Origin of the sequence: Actinoallomurus rhizosphaericola (assembly GCF_024055675.1) — a bacterium.
Lineage (GTDB): Bacteria > Actinomycetota > Actinomycetes > Streptosporangiales > Streptosporangiaceae > Actinoallomurus > Actinoallomurus soli.
On record NZ_JAMXMW010000015.1, the window covers coordinates 231,754 to 250,017 of the forward strand.

An 18,264-nucleotide genomic window follows, 5' to 3' on the forward strand; every position below is an offset into this window, starting at 1 on the left:
AGATCTTCGAGTCGAATCGGGCACCCGGTTGGGTGGTCGTCTTCTCGGCGTGTCCCGCCAGTGGCCACCTTGTCCCTCCTGAGGGGACACCCTCCAACGCCACAGGCCACCCCCGAGGGGAAGTGAGCATGCAGCGTCACCCGGCTAAGCTCCGATTTCCCACCCGGCGAGCGGATCGTTCTGCCCGGCCGGGTCCCTGCCTTTCACCGTGCGGTACGGCTTCCTGGGACGGGCCGGGACGGCGGCCGGCGGCACCTGCCGGTCGCCGGAATCCGGTGCGGGGCGGTCCGCGTGAACGCCCCAGATCGCTTCGGTGCCGACCGCGCGCATGTTCTTCGACGCGGTGAACATCCGCAGATTCATGGCCGGATCGTCCTGCCGGGCGGTGGCGAGAAGGTCGGCGACTTTGCCGGCCGTCCTGGCGTTCTTGTCGCCGACGTCGTATTCGATCCACCGGCCGGCCGGCGCGTGGCCGACCGGGACCGTCATGTAGAAGGTGTCACCGACGAGAAACTCCACCTGGTCGAATCCGGTGGCCGGAGTCGCGAAATCGCGCGTGAAGGCCAGTTGCGGCTTGAACCGGTAATGGACCGAGCCCATCATCCGGGTCACCCGGCCCGACGCATAGGACGTCTTCGCCACGGTGCCCCGCGCCGACCTGAGGGCGTCGGCCTTCTCCACCATCGTGCGGAGAACCTGCGACGGGGACTGCGGTGCGGCGCCGGCCTCCCGGCTTACGGCGGAGTCCTTGCGTTTACCGCCGTCTCCGCCGCAGCCGGAAAGGAAGAGGACGAACACCATGCCGGCGGCGACCGACGGACGAATCACGATAAGGGTCTCCTCGTTCCATCACATCCGCCCACCCGAACGATGGCGAGGATAGCCGGGTGAACCCGCGCGCCAGGGCCGGATTCGATGTCGTTTCTGTCCGGGTTCTGTTACACAACACGGCCACCTGATCCTCGAGTCGGCGCCAAGTCTCACCTCTCGCCGTTTCGCCAGACCGACGGAGGGGACGACGTCAGCGCATTAGGCGGCGTGAAGTCAGAGCGGTGAGTCCTCAAAAGGGGGCGATTGCCGCCGCCGACATGGTCGATGCCTGAAGGCGGTCGAGCAATGGGATTCCCGAAGAGCATGGCGATCGTCATGTCCGGTTCGGCCCTCGTCGGCGGTGCCCTCTTCTCCACGGGCGCGTCTCCCCGAGCCGGCGCCGCGGTGGGCGTGGCCGAGGCGGCCGTTCCCGACGGCGGTTGCTGCGGGCCCCACGGCGGCCGATCGAGCAGCCGCGACGTCAACCGGAACCAGCACCGGGAACGGCTCGCCGCCGGGATCCGGAACGGCAACTCCAACATCGGCTACAGCGACGCGCAGCAGCGGGGTCACGGTGCACAGAGTTCCGGCGCCACCTCCTCCGCGGAGTCGGCTCCCGAACCGCCGCCCGCCGCGCCGCCGGGTGCCCCGATCGCCGCGATGCGGCCGTACCTGCGGGATCTGGCCGAGAACACCGGGTTCACCGGGTCGGTGCTGGTGGTACGGCGCGGGCGGGTGCTGGCGCGTTTCGCCGCCGGTGAGGCTGACGAGGAACGCCACATTCCCCTCCGGCCGGACACGGTCTTCCGGCTCGCCTCGGTCACCAAGCAGTTCACCGCGATGCTCGTGCTGAAGCTGCGCGACCGCGGGCTGCTCGGCCTGGACGACCCGATCTGCCCGTATCTCGTCCCGGTCTTCATCAACGCATGCCCGGAGGCGTGGCGGCCCATCACGGTCCGCGAGACCGTCATCCACACCTCGGGCATCCCCGACATCCAGGGACTGCCCGGCTTCTACGACGAGCTCTCGAAACCGACCACGACGCGGAAGCTCATCCAGCGGTTCGTGAACCTGCCACTGGACTTCCCGCCCGGCACCAGCTGGAAGTACACCAACTCCGGCTTCATCCTGGCCGGGGCGATCATCGAGAGGGTGACGCACAAGCCGTACGGCGCCGTACTGCGCGACGAGATCACCGGTCCGCTGCACCTTCGGCACACCGGCTACAGCCGAGGGAATCCGCCACCCGGGTACGCGAAGGGCTACTTCACGGTCGGGTCACCCGCCCCGCCCATCAACGGCTCCCAGGCGTTCGCCGCGACGGGCATCTACTCCACCACCGACGACATCGCCCGCTGGGACCGGTCGTTCGGCGCTCACCTGGTCGCACCACCCGCCACCGTCGAGGAGGCGTTCACGCCGCAGGCGCCGTGCCCGCCCGGCGGATGCCTCAACCTGCCGTCCAGCGCGTACGCCTTCGGCTGGCTCATCGACCGGCTCGACGGGCACCGGCTCGTGTACCACCCGGGTCTGCTCCAGGGCTACGCCGCGAGCAACATGTACCTGCCCGACGACGACATCGAGGTGGTCGTGCTCAGCAACGTGGAGGACACCGACACCAACGGCATCGCCCGCCACCTCGCCACGTTGGCCCTGGAGTCCTGAGGCGGGTGGCGGGCGGCGCACCGGCATGAGGCGGAGACCGACCGTCTCATCCGACCGGCAGGGGCGCTTCGGCCGGCCGGGTGCCGGTCAGCGCCGCCCTGGCCTTGACCTGGAGCAGGGCCGTACGGGTGAGCATCATGGCCACCGCCATGAAGATCAGGGCGTCGGTGAGCGCGGCCGGGGAGACGGAATGGGCGGCCATCCATTCGCCCAGCTGCCGGCCGAAAACGTGCGCGCTGCCATAGGAGAAGGCGAGGCGTGCGCCGACCACGGCGGTCCACGTCAGTGCGTAGCCGACACCGGCACGGGACTTCGCGCAGCGGCGGCCCTTGGCCACGCCTTCATGTACGCGCATGAAGGCGCCGGCCGATAGCCCCAGCAACAACCCGGCGATCGTTCCGGTGATCTCCAGTAGCAGGCCGTACCCGCTGGTGGCGAGCCGATCGATGAAGAACGGCACGATGGCCGCCGCGCTGATGACCGGCCGGAGGAGGCGGGATCTGGTGACTCTCCGCGTGCCGAGATCTGATTCCAGCACGATGAAGAGTACGGCCAGGTTCAGAATCCAAACGCCCATGTCCATCGCTGTGGCCCTTTCAGGTTCGCGGTCCCGTTCTGCTGTGGCCACAACTTAGGAATTCGAGCATGCGCCGCACATCGGTCGGTGAACCGAGATGGGGTGGAGGCCGGGCGGGGCGTGATCCCTCACCCGGTCTCCACCCGATCGACGGGCCGCCTCCCGGCGGCCGAACCGCGGAGGTCAGCCTGAGCGCCCGTCTCCCCGTCGGTTCCCGGCGAGGGTGAGGGCCAGCCGTACGGCGTCGGCGCGCGAGTGCAGGTCGGCCTTGGTGAAGAGGTTGTTGATGTGGGTCTTCACGGTCGCTTCGGTGATGTACAGACGCCGGGCGATCTCGTTGTTGCGCAGGCCCTGGCCGATGAGGTCCAGGATCTCCCGCTCGCGCGCGGTCAGCGGCACAGGCGTGTCCGGCTCGGGCGTGGGAGCGCGGGTGGCGAGGGCCAGCAGCCGCGACTGCACGCCGGGGTCGAGGACCGCCTGCCCGGCGTGCGCGCCGCGCACGGCCTGGACGATCCTCGTACGGTCCGCGTCCTTGGTGAGGTAGCCGCGGGCGCCGGCGCGCAGCGCGGCGAGGATCGACTCGTCGTCCTCGAACGTGGTCAGCACCACGACGGGCAGACCGGGCCGGGCGGCCAGGATCCGGCCGGTGGCCTCGACCCCGCCCATGACCGGCATGTGCAGGTCCATGAGGACGACCTGCGGGTCGTGCTCGCCGACCGCGGTCACCGCCTCCTCGCCGTTGGCGGCGGTGCCGACGACGGTGATGTCCGGGTCGAGGTCGAGCATGACGGCGAGCGCGTCCCGGATCGCGGCCTGGTCGTCGACGACCAGCAGCCGGATGGAGGTCATCGTGGCAACTCCAATCGCACCGTCCAGCCCGGCGCCGGCGGTTCGGCGGGGCCCGCGTACAGCGTGCCACCGAGCAGACTGGCACGTTCACGCATCCCGACGAGGCCCATCCCGCTGCCCGCGTGGCTCGGCCGGGCACCGGGGCCGGCCGTTCCGGTGTCGGTGACGGTGAGCCGGATCAGCCGGTCGGTGTAGGCGAGCAGCAGGTTCACCTCCGCGCCGGGCGCGTGCCGATGCGCGTTCGTGATCGCCTCCTGCGCGGTCCGGATGACGGCCTGGGCGACCTCCACCCGCACCTCACCGGGCTCACCCTGGATCTCGAATCCGGCCGTGCTCCCGTGCGCGATACGGGCGATGGTCTCCGGAAGCGGCAACGTGTCCTCGCGCAGTGCGTGGATCGCGCGGCGGGTCTCCCCGATCCCCGACACCGCCAGAGCTCGTGCTCGCCGTACGGCCTCGTTGGCGTCCCGGTCGCGGCCCCCGGCGTGCAGGGCGTCGGCCATGTCCAGCTGCACGGCGATGCCGGACAAGGCGTGGCCGAGCACGTCGTGGATCTCCCGGGCGATGCGTCCCCGTTCCTCCAGCGCGGCCTCCCGAGCCTCGGACGCGGCCGCGCGCCGGCTCTGCCGGGCGGCCAGGTCGGCGGCGGCCAGCGCGTCGGCCCGTTCCCGGCGTGCGAGGCCGATGTAGAGGGGCAGGCCCACGATGAGCGAGAGCCACCACGGCGACTCGTACGACAGGTGCAGGGCGCCGGCCAGCTGGTTCACGGTGGTGGTGAGGGCGGTCCCGGCTCCGACGACGGTGAACGCGACCCGCCGGGAGTCCAGCTTCTCGCCGGCGGTGACGGACGCGAGGAAGACCAATGCGGGGGCCGCCGTGTCCTTCGCCAAGGGGAACGCCATCGCGCCGGCGCCCATGAACACCGACACCAGCGTGATCCGCGTCCGGGCCGACAGGTGACGCCAGGGCAGGACCGACGACGCGAGTCCCGCGGTGATGGTGACCACCACCAGGCTCCAGGTGAGCCAGGGGAGCCGGTCCGGCGGGCGCTCGACGAGCTGGATCAGGGTGAGCACCGCGAGGGTCCCGATGACGAACGGGCGGATCAGTTCGTCGGCGAACCGCGCCGGGGTCCCCGTCGGCGCGTCGTCGACGGGAACCCCGGCCGGGCGCGTGTCGTCAGGCTCATCGTTCATCGCCGGACATTGTTCCGCTCTTCGCCGGTCACGGTCATCGTTCACGGCGGCGCCGGTCGAAGCTCCGCGCCCGGTCATCGGGGGAGCCGCCGCCGTTCGGCCGCCGCCCGTCGTACGGGGCGGAACCGGTGTCGTACGGACCGGAGCCATTGTCGTACGGGGCGGAACCGGCGTCGTACGGCCGTCGGATGTCGAGGTTGCGCACGTCCTCGATCAGCGTCCCGAGGCCACCGCGCCGGCGCGGACGGCGTCCCTGGGACCAGTCGGTGCTCTGCACCTTCTGCTGCAACCCGTCCAGCACGGACGACATCGTGTGCGGTGCGCCGTCGCGCCCCTTCGCCCACACGATCCGGCCGCCGGTACGCATCGCCTTGGACAGCACGGCCAGCCCCTCCACCACCATGCCGGCGCCCAGTGTCAGCATCAGTCCGCTGCTGCCGGCATGCGCAGCGGTCGGGTCCACCACGCCCAGCACGACGCTCGCGCCGAACCTGACCGCCAGGTTGATCCCCCACAACACCACGGTCGTGACCGTGTAGCGCAGGTAGACGATGCCGTCCCGGTCGAACACGCGGATGCTCGCGCCGCGCAGCAGGCCCAGCACCAGGCTGAACGCGGTGGTGGCGACCAGGAACCCGATGGAGACCGTGGACTGGGACGCCTTGGCCAGATCGGTGAGCCCGACCACTGCGAGCACCGCGGGGAGCAGCAGCATGCGCTTGGCCTCGGCCGGCTCGCCGAGCAGGCGGCGGGCCAGGATGTAACCGACCGCACCGATGATCAGGATGATCTCGACGGGACCGCTCACCGATCCCACCTCCTCCGCGGGTACGTCATCTGGACGCCGCCACGTTAGGAAGCCGGCCGCCTCGTCGTCGTGGGTCGGCCGCCGTATCCCGGGTGGACATCCGACTCCACCCGGGACGACCGGACGATCTCCTGCCTAAGGTCGTGCACCATGACCTCGCTGCACGAGCCCCCGCTCTTCGCCGCCCTGAAGGATGCCGGACGGATTCTGGTGGCCGGCGCGGGCGGTGGCTTCGACGTCTATGCGGGGCTCCCGCTGGCGTTCGCGTTGACGGGTCTCGGCAAGTCCGTGCACCTGGCGAACCTGTCTTTCAGCGCGCTCGATCTGATCGACGCGGATGCCTGGTACGAGCCGAACCTGGCCGCGATCACGCCTGCGACGAGGGGACATGACGGGTACTTCCCGGAGCGGACGCTGGCGCGCTGGCTGGCTGCGCAGAGCATGGACGCGACGGTCTACGCCTTTCCCCGGACGGGTGTCCGCCCGCTCCGGGACGCTTACCGGAACCTGGTACGACGGCTGGGCATCGACGCGATCGTGCTGGTCGACGGTGGCACCGACATCCTGATGCGCGGGGACGAGGCCGGCGTCGGCACGCCGGAGGAGGACATGACGAGTCTCGCGGCGGTCGCCGGTGTGGACGTGCCCGTACGGCTGGTGGCGTGCGTGGGCTTCGGCGTCGACGCCTACCACGGCGTGTGCCACGCCCACGTACTGGAGAACCTGGCGGCTCTGGACCGGGACGGTGCGTACCTGGGCGCGTTGACGATTCCGAGCGCCAGCCGGGAGGCGCTGCTGTACGTGGACGCGGTCGCGCACGCGCAGCGGCACACACCGATGAGGCCCAGCATCGTCAACGGCCAGATCGCCGCGGCGGTCCGCGGTGAGTTCGGTGACGTGCGGTTCACCGATCGCACGCGGGGGAGCGAGCTGTTCGTCAACCCGCTCATGGCGATGTACTTCACCGTCGACCTCGCCGGGCTGGCGCGTCGGCTCCTCTACCTCGACCGGCTCGCTGACACGGACACCCAGTACGAGGTGCGTGCGGTCATCGAGTGGTTCCGCCGAGGCGTGCGGCGGCGTGAGCGGCGGAGCATTCCGCACTGACGGGTGGCTGCGCCGGCCGCGGTCCCGTCTCCGGCTAACCGATCGGGACGTCGTTGGAGCGGGACTCGACGGCGTCCAGGACGGCGAGGGCGGCGTCGTCGAGGGTGAGCGCGCCGACCGCCATGTTGGCCTCCAGGTGGGCGGGGTCGGCGGTGCCGGGTATGAGCAGCACGTTCGGGGCGTGGTGCAACAGCCAGGCGAGGCCGACCTGGGAGGGCGTCGCGCCCAGCGACTCGGCGACGGCGTGGACGGCCGATTCCTCGGTGACCTTGGGCAGGCCCGGAAAGGCCCCGCCGAGCGGGAAGAACGGCACCCACGCGATGCCTTCGGCGGCGCACAGCCGCAGCAGCTCCTCGTCGGCGCGGGAGACGAGGCTGTACGCGTTCTGCACGCAGACGACGCCGGCCGGCAGGGCGCGGCGCAGGCCGTCGAGGGTGACGCTGCTCAGGCCGATCGCACCGATCTTGCCCTCGTCGCGCAGGGCGGTCATGACCGCGAGCTGGTCGTCGAGGTCGACCACCTGGTCGCCCTCGGGACGCAGCCCGGGCCCCGTGTCGAGGCGCCGGAGGTTGACCACCGGAAGCCGGTCGACGCCGAGGCTGCGCAGATTGTCCTCGACACTGGCCCGCAGCTGCTCGGGCCGCTGCGCGATCCGCAGCGGCAGGCGCCCGCCCGGGTCGGGGTCGGCGCCGACCTTGGTGACGACCAGAACGCCGTCCTCGGGGCGCAGAGCCTCACGGATCACGGCGTTGGCGAAGCCGAAACCGTAGAACTCGGCGGTGTCCACGTGATTGACGCCCAGCTCGACCGCACGGCGCAACAGCGCGACGGCCTCGCCGCGGCGGTCGCGCAGGCGGTCGAGCTGGGCCGCGCCGTAGCCGACCCGGAACACGGTGCGGCCGGCGAACGAAGCGGTGGCGGTGGTGACGGCGTCTCGGTGAGCGCCCCTGTCTGATGTCTCCATGGCCTCACCCTATGAGCTAAGGATGACAGATATCAATGTTTGTCATCCGGCTCACGGAGTGACGGCAGACGGACTGACAGGCTTTGACGTCCGTCAGTTCGTTGACCTACGTTCTCCGCTGTGGAGGCACGGGGCGCGACAGCCATGAAGCGGCGGCCTCGTACCGGCTCGACGGGGGAGATCTGATGCGCGGGGAGCCGCTCGACGCGGAGACGATCGTGTCGGCCACCGAGGAGGTGCTGCGCCGGCACGGTCCGGAGAAGACCACGGTGCTCGACGTCGCGCGGCTGCTGGGCGTGAGCCACGGGAGCGTGTACCGGCACTTCCCGTCCAAGGCGGCGCTGCGCGAGGCCGTGATACGGCGCTGGCTCGACCGGGTGCAGGAGACTCTCACCGCGACCGCTCAGGATCGCGACCTGACCCCCCTCGACCGGCTCCGCGGCCTGCTCACCACCATGTTCGCCATGAAGTGGGCGAAGGCGAAGGATGATCCCGAGCTGTTCGCGACGTTCCGGGTGCTGGCGGCGGAGCACAGCGCCGTGTCCTCGGCCCATGTCGCCTTCTTGCTCGCGCAGATTCGCGGGATCGTCGCCGACGGCATCGCCGGCGGCGACTTCGCGGCCGGTGACCCCGAGGTGGCCGCGCAGGCCATCTTCCACGCGACCAGCCGCTTCCACGATCCGGCGCACGCCGCGGACTGGGCCTCCCCGGAGGTCGAAGCCGAGTCCGAGAGCGTCATCTCGCTCATCCTCGACGGCATCCGGGCACGGTGACGGCCACCCCTTCACGGGGCCGCCCGATGCGGAGCAGAGCCGCGTAGATACGCCCTGCTCCACGCTCGCCGTCGCTGAACGATCCGCCGGACATCGCGTCGCATAGCGGTCTTTGTCCAAGATTGATGCCGGATCTCAATATTTGTCCGGTGACGAACGCCTCTGTGATCTTTACCATCGGCCGGGGAACTGAACCACGCCACCCCCGCCAGGAGGCGCAATGACGGCCGACGAACCCGACGAGACCCGACACAGCGCACCGGACCCATCCCCTGAACCCCTCGTTCCTGGACCGCGACACCCCTGGACGACACTGAGACTCCTTCTCTCGGGCGTGCTCGCCCTCGCGATCGCCGCCCTCTTCCTGCACGGGCTCACCGCGGGGAACCACGCGAGCGGCAACGACCGGAGCGAGGCCGCCGAGCGCGTGCACGACGATGCCGACGCCGGAAGGGAAGAAGGCGAGGAGGGAGAGGAAGGGGAAGAGGAGGACGGCGGTCCGACGGCCCCGGCCGAGTACCTCACGCGGAAGTTCACCTCCGGCAAGGACGTCAAGCCGGCGCAGATCAAGCAGGCCCGTACGCAGGCCAGGGCGCTGAAGCAGGGCGGCGGGGCCTGGGCGCCGGTCGGCCCCACCAACGTCGGGGGCCGGGTCACCGACCTCGTCGTGGACCCGAACCACCCCGACACGTTCTACGTGGCGGTGTCGGGCGGTGGCGTGTGGAAGAGCACGGACGCCGGCAAGACGTTCACCCCCGCCTGGCCGGTCGACCAGACGCAGACGATGGGCGCCATCGCGCTCGGCTCCGACGGCACCCTGTGGGCCGGCACCGGTGAGGCGAACCCGTCCGGCGGAGGCCTGACGTTCTTCGGCGACGGCGTCTACCGGTCGACCGACGGCGGCGCGCACTGGAAGCAGTGGGGCCTCACCGACAGCGGCGCGATCGGGAAGATCGTCGTCGATCCGGCCGATCCGAAGCGCGTCTTCGTCGCGGCCGCCGGCAACCTGTCCGGCACGGCCGGTCAGCGCGGCATCTACCGGCTCGGCGCCGACGGCAAGAGCTGGCGACTGGTGCTCAAGACGCCGAACAACACGACGGGCGGCATCGACCTGGCGCTCGACCCGACCAACGGCAAGCGCGTCTACGCCGTGTTGTGGGACCACAAGCGCAACAACGGCGCGCGGGTGTACGGCGGCGTCGGCTCCGGCCTCTTCCGCTCCGACGACGGCGGCGACCACTGGAAGCGGCTGGAGAACGTCGTCGGAACCCATCCGGCCGACACCACGGGCACCGGTCTGAAGAGCGACGCGAGCCTCGGCCGGATCGGTGTCGCGATCGCCCCCGGCGACCCGCGGCGCGTGTACGTGGTCAGCGGCACCCCGTACGGTCCGGACAAGGGCTTCTACGTCTCGACCGACGGCGGCGACACCTTCAAGCCCGGCGGCCGGCCGGGATCCTCCGGCGGCTACCAGTGGTGGTTCGGGCGCCTGTGGGTGGACCCGAAGGACGAGAACCACCTGTTCAGTGCGGACGTCAACCTGCGCGAGTCCAAGGACGGCGGCGCTACGTGGTCCGACTCGAACGGCGTGCACTCCGACCAGCACGCGATGCAGTGGGACCCGAAGGCGACCGGCCGGATCTACCTCGGCAACGACGGCGGGATCTACCGTTCGGACGACAACGGGGCGAGCGGCTCCTGGGTCCACGCGACGTACGCGCCGTGGAACCAGTCGTACCACCTCGCGGTGGCGGCGGACGACCCGAACCGGCTCGCCTCCGGCCTGCAGGACAACGGCAGCGTCCGTACCTGGACCAACACCGCCGGGGCGTCGGACCTGTCGCAGTGGAACGCCTACGGCGGCGGCGACGGTCACGAAGTTCTGATCGACCCGAGCGATCACAACATCTACTACGAGTGCTCACAGGTCGGCGTGTGCACGCGGCACGAGGACGGCGATGGAAAGTCGCGTAGTTTCCGGTTCGGGCAGCGGCACTCCGCGCGCATCACGACCGACGCCCCGATCGTGCTCGACCCGAGCGACCCGTCGGTGCTCTACTTCGGCGGCAACGTCCTGGACCGCTCGACCGACCGCGGTGCGACGTTCACCCAGATCAGCCCGCCCGGTGACTACCTGACCGGCCCGGTGCCGCCGGACGAGGACGACCAGGGGCCGTTCTACTCCAACGAGTACGCCACGATCACCTCGATCGCGCCGGCGAAGACGGACGGCAACACGATCTACGTCGGCACCGACACCGGCCGGCTGTGGAAGACGACCGACCTCGGTGCGCACTGGACCGAGTTCACCGGCAAGGGCCTGCCGGTCCGGTGGGTCAACGCGATCGTCGTCGACCCCGCCGACGCCGACCACGTGTACGTCGCCTACTCCGGCTACCGGGAGGGCGACACCGCGGCGAACGTGTGGGAGACCACGAACGGCGGCGACAGCTGGCGGAACATCAGCGGCAAGCTGCCGAACGCACCCGTCGAGATGCTCACCTACGACCAGGTGAGCCGGCAGCTGTACGCGGCGACCGACTACGGCGTCTTCTACGACAAGAACGACAAGAAGAACTGGAAGCGGCTCGGCGGCGGCCTGCCCGACACCCCGGTGTTCGACATCAGGATCACCGGGGATCACCGCACGCTGTACGCGGCGACCTTCGGCCGTAGCGTGTGGAAGATCCCGGTGCCGAACAGCTGACCGTCGCGCGGGGACGGGCCCGGCGCCCGTCCCCGCCCGTACGGGGCCCTGACCGGCGCGTGCCGGCGACTCGCCCACCGATCACGAGGGCTGTGAGCCTTGTTCGGCCGCGACCTGAATGATCGTCTTTCCGGGCGTGCGGCGGTGGCGGGCGAACGCGGACGCCGCTTCGCAAAGCGGCCGTACGGCGCCGACGATGGGCTTGAGCCGTCCGGTCCGTCGAACACCACGTCCACCTCGCCGACGTGCCGCAGATCGTCGGCGTCCAGGTCGAGGAAGGCGTGCGCACCGAGGCCGAGCGCGACCTCACGGTCGTCGGCCCGGCCGGTGCCGATCACGCGGGCGCCCGCCTCTCGCGCGAGTTGGACGGCGATCGAGCCGACACCGCCCGCGGCGCCGTGAATGAGGACGGTCTGGCCGGTCGTGAGGCGGGCGTGGTCGAACAGTCCCTGCCATGCGGTCAGCCCGGAAATGGGCAGCGCGGCGGCCACGGTGTGGTCGATGTCGGCCGCGAGGGAAGCGAGGTTGCGGGCCTCCACCGCGGTGTATTCGGCCAGGGATCCGTCGCGGGCCCAGTCGGTCGGTCCGAACACTCGCTGGCCCACGGTGAGGCCGGTCGTTCCGTAACCGAGCTCGACAACGACTCCGGACAGCTCGTGCCCGGGGATGCTGGGTGTCCGGTCGCGGCCGGCGCGGTCGGACCACGTCGTCGGCCAGTCGAGCTCTCCGGGGGTGAAGCCCGCGGCGTGCACGCGCACGATGACGTCGTTCTCCGCAGCATGGGGGTACGGCATGTCGGTCAGGGAGAGGCCGCCGACACCCGCGTCACGATCTCGTACGGTGATCGCTCGCATGCCCGAATCCTTTCCGGTCGTTGGTCGGTATAGGGGGGGTTGGCCCGAGGCCCGCGTGGGGCGGGGGTTCCCGGCCACGGAGGGCGCGGTGGGCTCCCGGCCGTGGAGGGCGCGGATCGCCCGTTCACGCGTGGCCTCGTTGGCGCTCCGGTCAGCTCGGCCACGGTGAGCCGGCGATGCGCTCGACCGTCGTCGTGCGCTGGAAACCGGGGATGAAGTGCTCGAGGATGTCGGAGTTCACGGTGCCGTTCGTGGTTTCGGGGCGGTTCTTGAGCCCCTCGACGAAGACTCGCAGGAACGCGTTCTTGAAGTCCCCCCGTGGGTGGACGGCGAGGATCTCGCCCAGCTGATCGCGATCCAGTCCGTCCAAGCCGAAGCCGATCGCGTCGGTCAGGACGCCGAGGTGCGTGGTCGCGATCTCCGGGGCCATCCGGCTCGGGATGCCCGGCGTGGTGTGCAGCGCGATCGCCGTCCAGACGGTGTCGGCGGCGGCCGTCGAGAAACCCCGGTCCACGAGGAACCTGCGCGCGTGGTCGGCGCCGTCCACCTCGAAGCGCTGCTCGACGTCGGAGAAGGGGGTCAGGAGGCCGGTGTCATGGAACATGGCCGCCACGACACCGGCCCGCTACGTGGAGAGCATTCGATTCGACATGGCGAGGGCCCTGCTCGACCGAGGACATACCGCGACGCAGGCCGCGGCCCTCGCCGGCTTCCCCAGTTACGAGAGCATGCGGCGGGTCTTCGTCAGGAAGCTGTCGATCAGTCCCGCCGCCTACCAACGCCGGTTCCGCACGGCCCGCCGCGCCAACGAGGGTTAGGCCGACGAGCCGACGTCACGGCCATCAGAGCGCACTTCTCAGCCAATCGGTTGCTTGTTAGGGTTTGCCTGACCCGGGGGGCTCCGGCGACAGTGAGGACCGTCCCGATGACCGACCATGGCGAATCCGGCGTCCAGCAGCCCCTTTCGATCGAAGGGCTCCCGGTCAGTGAGGACCGGGACACCGCCTACGCCCGGATTCGCGAGCGTGGACCGGTCACCAGGGTCACCACCGGGGTCGCGGCCATCTCACGGAACACGGCCGAGTACGTCCTGCGGCATCCGGAGCTCTTCTCCTCCAAGCGGGCCTACGAGAGCGCGGGCAGCCCGGTGCCGATGCTGCCGATCGCGTTCGATCCGCCCGAGCACACCCGCTACCGGCGCCTGCTCCAGCCCCACTTCAGCCCGCGCCGGATCAGGGCGATGGAGCCCGAGATCAGAGCGCTCGCCGTCCGGCTGGTCGGCGACGTCGCCGACGCGGGCCGCTGCGACTTCGTCTCGAGCATCGCCGTGCCCCTGCCGGCGCAGGTGTTCCTGACGATGTTCGGGCTGCCGCTCGCCGACCGCGATCGCCTGATCGCCTGGAAGGACGCCATCCTCAGCTCGGCTCCCGAGTTCGGGGCCGAGGCCCCCTCCGAGGCCGCCGCCACGGCCGCCCGCGAGCTCTTCGGCTATCTGGTCGAGCACATCGCGGCGCGCCGCGCGGAGAGCGGCGGCACCGACCTGCTGGCCGTCCTCCTCGCCGACACCGGTGACGACCGTCTCACCGAGCATGAGCTCCTCGGCATGTGCTTCCAATTCGTCCTCGCGGGGCTCGACACCGTGACCGACGCCCTGGCGAACGCCTTCGCGATCCTGGCCACCCGGCCGGACTTACGGCGGCAGCTCGTCGACGACCCGGGCATCATCCCCGACGCGATCGAAGAGCTCCTGCGCGTCGACGGCCCGATCCTCACCCTCCCGCGCGTGGCCGTCGAGGACGTGCGGCTGGACGGCCACCGGGTCACCGCGGGTTCCGCCGTCCATGTCGCCGTCGCGGTCGCCGACCGAGACCCCGCGGAGCATCCCGAGCCCGACACGATCGACTTCCACCGCCGCCAGCCCCATCTGGCCTTCGGCATCGGGCCCCACTTCTGCCTCGGGGCTCATCTCGCGCGGCTGGAGATGAAGACGGTCCTGGAGGAATGGCACCGCCGCATCCCCACCTACGAACTCGCCGAGGGAGTACGCCCAGCGGCCCTCTGGCCGGCCGGCCTGGTCGGCGTCGCCGGCCTTCCCCTCGTCTACCCGGTCGAGCGGCAACGGCAGGCGTAGGCGGGGTCCTGTCAGGGGCTAAGGCGGTCCGCCGGCGCCTCCTGGGAGGCGCGATCCTCCGTGGTGCCGGCGTCCTGCGGGCGGAGCGCGTCGACAACGAGATCGAGTAGCCGGCCGGCCTCCTCGGGAGTGCCGCTGGCGGCGGTGGAGAGGAAAACGCCGAGCAGCAGGCCCGCGACGTCGTCGGGACGGACGTCCGCGCGCAACAGGCCCGCTTCGGCGCCGCATGCGAGGATCGGCGTGATCGCGGTGATGACGCGCTCTCGGGTGGAGGGCGAGATGCGCCCTGGCGCGGAGCCCGCTCGCAGCGTGCCGAGCATGGCGTGCTTGGTCTCCCAGAACGTGGCGTAGCGGTCCATCCATGCTCTCAGCGCGACGTCGGGGGGGAACCGGCCGAGCAGCACGGAGGCGCTCGCCGTGACGTCATCGAGCTCGGCCGCGTGGACCGCTTCGATGAGCGCCTCGCGCGTGGGAAAGTGCCGGTAGAGAGTGCCGGTGCCGACCCCGGCCTGGGAGGCGATGGCCTCCAGCGCGACCTGGCCGCCGGGAGCGGCGGCGAACGCGGCCCGTGCGGCCGTGATGAGTTTCTCGCGGTTGCGCCGTGCGTCAGCGCGGGCCGGCCGCCCTGCCGCGCCGGGCCGTTGACCGGCGGGCGCGGGTTCAGGCTGACTCAAAGCGGAGATCCTCCGTTAACGCTACGGTGGACTAAACGGAGGACCTCCGTTTAGTCCGTCATTCACGAGAGCAGGATCCCATGACATCACCCAGCGATTCACCGCCAGAGCCGGCGCGCGAAGGCCGCGCACGCCCCGGCGGCCCCGGGCTGATGGCCGGACGCACCGTCGCACGCGTCGGCTACGGCGCGATGCAGCTACGGCACCTGCGGCACGACCCCGACGCGGCCATCGCGCTCCTGCGCCGCGCCGTGGAACTCGGCGTCGATCACCTGGACACCGCCCACTTCTACGGCGACGGCTTCGTCAACGAGCTCATCCGCGAGGCGATCGGTCCCGGTGACGGCGTCACGGTCGTCAGCAAGGTCGGTGCCGACCCCGACCCGGGCGGTCCCCACCCGTTGCGTCTCGCGCAGCGGCCGGAAGAGCTCGCCGCCGGCGTCGATGCCAACCTCGTCGGCCTCGGCCTCGACCAGATCCCGGTCGTCAACCTGCGCCGCCCCGGCGCCGATCCCCCCATTCCCGTCGGGGCGGACCAGGTCGTGAACCTTGACGACCAGCTCGCGGCGATGATCGCATTGCGCGAGGAAGGCAAGATCGGCGCGATCGGGCTGAGCACCGTGACCCTGGATGAGCTGCGCCGCGCGCTCCCGGCCGGCATCGCCTGCGTGCAGAACGCCTACAGCCTCGTCTCCCGCGGCGACGAGGACATGCTGCGACTGTGCGCCGAGGCGGGCATCGCATGGGTTCCCTACTTCCCGCTCGGCGGCGAACTGCCCGGCTCCCCGAAGGTGACGGACGAGCCGGCCGTTCTCGCCGCCGCTGAATCCCTCCGCTGCACCCCGGCCCAGGTCGGCCTCGCCTGGTTGCTCCACCGCGCGGCGAACGTCCTGCTGATCCCCGGCACCGCCAGTCAGGAACACCTCGAAGAGAACATCGCAGCCGGTGCGCTCACCATCGACGCTGCCACCCTCGCCGCGCTCGACGCCATCCCCTCCCGCACACCCGCTTAGCGGCCCAGGCGTGGGGTCTCCTGCCGGTGGCCCTGCTCCGTACGGCCGAGCCGCCCTCGTCGTCCTCCACGCGCGCTATCTCCCTCCGCGCCTGAAGGCATGTACACCCCTGTCGGTGCAGGGCATTCTGGACGCGCTGGAGTTCGTCGGTGATGAACTCCCGCAAACGGTGTCGCGCCGAAGACGGGAAAATGTCGGAGCAGCAGCGCGGAGAGGATGACCGGGTGCGGGCGTTCGACAGACGGTTCGCCAGGGCGACGAGGCGGCTTGGACACGCCGAGACCGGGGTGCGGCTGGCCGGGGTGTACGCGCTGGCCGGCCTGGCCGACGATTGGGAGGAGGGTCGGCAGACCTGCATCGACGAGCTGTGCGCCTACCTGCGGACGCCGTACGAACCTCCCCCGGAGGCCGGCCCTCCGGCCGCCGAACAGCTGGCGTTCGGCGGCAGCCAGGAGGTGCACCACACCGTCATCTCGATCATCACCGCGCACCTTCGCGACGACGCCCGGGTCTCCTGGCGAGGCCATGACTTCAACTTCACCGGTGCCCGCTTCGACGGAGGCGACTTCAGCGGTGCGGAGTTCGCCAGCGGCACCGTCGACTTCCGCGACGCCGTGTTCTCCGGCGGCACCCTCGACTTCACCGGCGCGGTGCTTTCGGGAGCCACCGTCGACTTCACCGGCGCCAGGTTCTCCGGCGCCTCCCTCGACTTCACGGGCGCGACCTTCTCGGGCGGCCCCGTCCACTTCGTCTCCGCGGTGTTCTCCGGCGGCACCGTCCACTTCGGCGACGCGACGTTCTCCGGTGCCACCAACTACTTCATCAACGCGGTCTTCTCCGGCGCCTCCCTCGACTTCACCGGCGTGACGTGCTCCGGCGGCGCCCTCGACTTCGCCGGCGCGGAGTTCTCCGCCGGCTCCGTCCATTTCACCGGCGCGGCGCTCTCCGGCGGCACCCTCGGCTTCAACGGTGCGGAGTTCTCCGGCACCACCGCCCACTTCAACGACGCGACGTTCTCCGGCGGCACTCTCGACTTCACCGACGCGACACTGTCCGGCGGCACCCTTCACTTCACCGACGCGGAGTTCTCCGGCACCACCGTCGTCTTCACCGGCGCCAAGTTCTCCGGCGGCACCGTCGACTTCAGCGACGCGACGTTCTCCGGTCGCCGGGGCGGCCTCGGTAAGGACATCGCCACGGACCCGCCCGCGGGGCTCCTGCTGCCTCCCGCATAGCCCCGCGAGCCGGGGCGGCCGCCGGCGCCGGTGGGGGCGCCTACGCCGCGTCGAAGGCGGCGCTGGAGACGCTGACCCGCCTTTGGGCCACCGAGTTCGGCGGTGCCGGCATCCGGGTCAACGGGGTCGCGGCCGGGCCGGTGCGCACCCAGGGGACGGAGCCGCTGCCGGCCGCCGTCGGCGATGCGATGGACCAGGTGACCGCGCGCGGCCGGATCGGCGACCCGGAGGAGATCGCGGACGTCGTGCTGTTCCTGGTCGAGGACCGCAGCGGCTACGTGAACGGGACCGTGGTGGGCGTCCACGGAGGGAAGCGCAGTCTGCTGCCCGGCTGAAACCGCGAGGTGAGCAGCGAGGCGACCCGGCGGCCGGACTCTCGGCGTGGTGTCCGTCGGGGGACCATGAGGCGCCGGCCGCCGCGAATGCGCCGACCGGATGCCGCCCTTTGGCCGCCGCGTGGAAAACAGCGATCATGCGGAGTAAACCATTTTGTGTATGCCCACGTCTTACTACCTGAAGGCTACGGAGGCTTTGGAAGGAGCCCAAATGCTCAAGCGAGTGATCGCGGCCGGAATGACCGCAGCGGGTGTCGCCGCCTTCTCGGCGGGGATGCTCGCGTCCCCGGCGCACGCGGACGTCGAGTGCACCCCCGACACATTCTTCGTTCTGCACGCCTCGAGCACCAACGGCGGCGCGCCGCTGAGCGAGTGCCTTGAGGGACACGACGTCACGTACGGTATGGGATTCGCCGTCGACCTCATCCGGGCCGGGAACAACAGCGGCTACCTCGTCCGGGCGAGTGACGGTAAGCACGTGCGCTTCGGGAACTACCAGGAACTGTACTTCGGCCCGGCCGGAGTGGTGTTCCAGGAAATCCACTTCAACTGAGAATAACGTGGCG

Annotated in this window: 19 protein-coding genes; 10 read left to right on the forward strand and 9 right to left on the reverse strand. The window is 70.7% G+C overall.

Annotation, left to right across the window (positions count from 1 at the left end):
- Positions 1-144 precede the first annotated feature (144 nt).
- The gene (locus tag NE234_RS30145; protein ID WP_252784131.1) at positions 145-801 is read right to left on the reverse strand and encodes a hypothetical protein; all 657 of its coding nucleotides are present in this window, start codon (positions 799-801) and stop codon (positions 145-147) included.
- A gap of 315 nt (positions 802-1,116) precedes the next feature.
- Here NE234_RS30145 and NE234_RS30150 point away from each other — a divergent pair, with 315 nt between their 5' ends.
- Positions 1,117-2,475 (forward strand): serine hydrolase domain-containing protein, encoded by a 1,359-nt coding sequence (locus tag NE234_RS30150; protein WP_252784132.1) that lies wholly within the window; start codon positions 1,117-1,119, stop codon positions 2,473-2,475.
- Positions 2,476-2,521: 46 nt separating this feature from the next.
- Here NE234_RS30150 and NE234_RS30155 read toward each other — a convergent pair whose 3' ends face one another.
- From NE234_RS30155 to NE234_RS30170, 4 genes are all read right to left on the reverse strand, one after another.
- Positions 2,522-3,052: a hypothetical protein gene (locus NE234_RS30155; RefSeq protein WP_252784134.1), complete on the reverse strand. Its 531-nt coding sequence runs from the start codon at positions 3,050-3,052 to the stop codon at positions 2,522-2,524.
- Between the two features lie 183 nt (positions 3,053-3,235).
- Positions 3,236-3,901: a response regulator gene (locus NE234_RS30160; RefSeq protein ID WP_252784136.1), complete on the reverse strand. Its 666-nt coding sequence runs from the start codon at positions 3,899-3,901 to the stop codon at positions 3,236-3,238.
- Complete coding sequence (locus tag NE234_RS30165; protein ID WP_252784138.1) at positions 3,898-5,097, reverse strand: sensor histidine kinase; 1,200 nt, start codon at positions 5,095-5,097, stop codon at positions 3,898-3,900. Before NE234_RS30165 ends, NE234_RS30160 begins: the two co-directional genes overlap by 4 nt.
- A 34-nt stretch (positions 5,098-5,131) precedes the next feature.
- Positions 5,132-5,905 carry a hypothetical protein gene (locus tag NE234_RS30170; protein WP_252784140.1) on the reverse strand — a complete coding sequence of 258 codons (774 nt, stop codon included), beginning with the start codon at positions 5,903-5,905 and terminating at the stop codon, positions 5,132-5,134.
- Between the two features lie 150 nt (positions 5,906-6,055).
- On the opposite strand from NE234_RS30170, the gene NE234_RS30175 reads away from it, so the two are divergent.
- A complete protein-coding gene (locus NE234_RS30175; protein ID WP_252784141.1) occupies positions 6,056-7,012 on the forward strand; it encodes a DUF1152 domain-containing protein in 957 nt (318 codons plus the stop codon).
- 34 nt (positions 7,013-7,046) lie between these two features.
- On the opposite strand, the gene NE234_RS30180 is transcribed toward NE234_RS30175, so the two are convergent.
- A complete protein-coding gene (locus tag NE234_RS30180; RefSeq protein WP_252784142.1) occupies positions 7,047-7,976 on the reverse strand; it encodes an aldo/keto reductase in 930 nt (309 codons plus the stop codon).
- A 185-nt stretch (positions 7,977-8,161) separates the two neighbouring features.
- On the opposite strand from NE234_RS30180, the gene NE234_RS30185 reads away from it, so the two are divergent.
- Positions 8,162-8,749: a TetR family transcriptional regulator gene (locus NE234_RS30185; protein ID WP_252784143.1), complete on the forward strand. Its 588-nt coding sequence runs from the start codon at positions 8,162-8,164 to the stop codon at positions 8,747-8,749.
- 334 nt (positions 8,750-9,083) lie between these two features.
- The gene (locus tag NE234_RS30190; RefSeq protein ID WP_252784144.1) at positions 9,084-11,456 is read left to right on the forward strand and encodes a WD40/YVTN/BNR-like repeat-containing protein; all 2,373 of its coding nucleotides are present in this window, start codon (positions 9,084-9,086) and stop codon (positions 11,454-11,456) included.
- On the opposite strand, the gene NE234_RS30195 is transcribed toward NE234_RS30190, so the two are convergent.
- Together NE234_RS30195 and NE234_RS30200 are read right to left on the reverse strand one after the other, a co-directional pair.
- A complete protein-coding gene (locus tag NE234_RS30195; protein WP_252784146.1) occupies positions 11,390-12,310 on the reverse strand; it encodes an NADP-dependent oxidoreductase in 921 nt (306 codons plus the stop codon). The two genes, NE234_RS30190 and NE234_RS30195, sit on opposite strands and share 67 nt — an antisense overlap.
- 151 nt (positions 12,311-12,461) lie before the next feature.
- Positions 12,462-12,914 carry an HD domain-containing protein gene (locus tag NE234_RS30200; protein ID WP_252784148.1) on the reverse strand — a complete coding sequence of 151 codons (453 nt, stop codon included), beginning with the start codon at positions 12,912-12,914 and terminating at the stop codon, positions 12,462-12,464.
- Between NE234_RS30200 and NE234_RS30205 the strand changes: the two genes are divergently transcribed.
- A complete protein-coding gene (locus tag NE234_RS30205; RefSeq protein WP_252784149.1) occupies positions 12,901-13,128 on the forward strand; it encodes a helix-turn-helix domain-containing protein in 228 nt (75 codons plus the stop codon). The genes NE234_RS30200 and NE234_RS30205 overlap by 14 nt on opposite strands.
- 107 nt (positions 13,129-13,235) lie before the next feature.
- Positions 13,236-14,441 (forward strand): cytochrome P450, encoded by a 1,206-nt coding sequence (locus NE234_RS30210; protein WP_252784151.1) that lies wholly within the window; start codon positions 13,236-13,238, stop codon positions 14,439-14,441.
- Between the two features lie 11 nt (positions 14,442-14,452).
- Here NE234_RS30210 and NE234_RS30215 read toward each other — a convergent pair whose 3' ends face one another.
- Positions 14,453-15,115, reverse strand: a complete 663-nt coding sequence (locus NE234_RS30215) for a TetR/AcrR family transcriptional regulator (protein ID WP_252784153.1) — start codon at positions 15,113-15,115, stop codon at positions 14,453-14,455.
- Between the two features lie 80 nt (positions 15,116-15,195).
- Between NE234_RS30215 and NE234_RS30220 the strand changes: the two genes are divergently transcribed.
- The 4 genes from NE234_RS30220 (at position 15,196) to NE234_RS30235 (ending at position 18,251) form a co-directional block, all read left to right on the forward strand.
- A complete protein-coding gene (locus NE234_RS30220; protein WP_252784155.1) occupies positions 15,196-16,128 on the forward strand; it encodes an aldo/keto reductase in 933 nt (310 codons plus the stop codon).
- 191 nt (positions 16,129-16,319) lie between these two features.
- Positions 16,320-17,363 (forward strand): pentapeptide repeat-containing protein, encoded by a 1,044-nt coding sequence (locus NE234_RS30225; protein WP_252784157.1) that lies wholly within the window; start codon positions 16,320-16,322, stop codon positions 17,361-17,363.
- Positions 17,360-17,698 carry an SDR family oxidoreductase gene (locus NE234_RS30230; protein WP_308206946.1) on the forward strand — a complete coding sequence of 113 codons (339 nt, stop codon included), beginning with the start codon at positions 17,360-17,362 and terminating at the stop codon, positions 17,696-17,698. The genes NE234_RS30225 and NE234_RS30230 overlap by 4 nt, the downstream gene beginning before the upstream one ends.
- 211 nt (positions 17,699-17,909) lie before the next feature.
- Positions 17,910-18,251, forward strand: a complete 342-nt coding sequence (locus NE234_RS30235; protein WP_252784158.1) for a hypothetical protein — start codon at positions 17,910-17,912, stop codon at positions 18,249-18,251.
- Positions 18,252-18,264 lie beyond the last annotated feature (13 nt).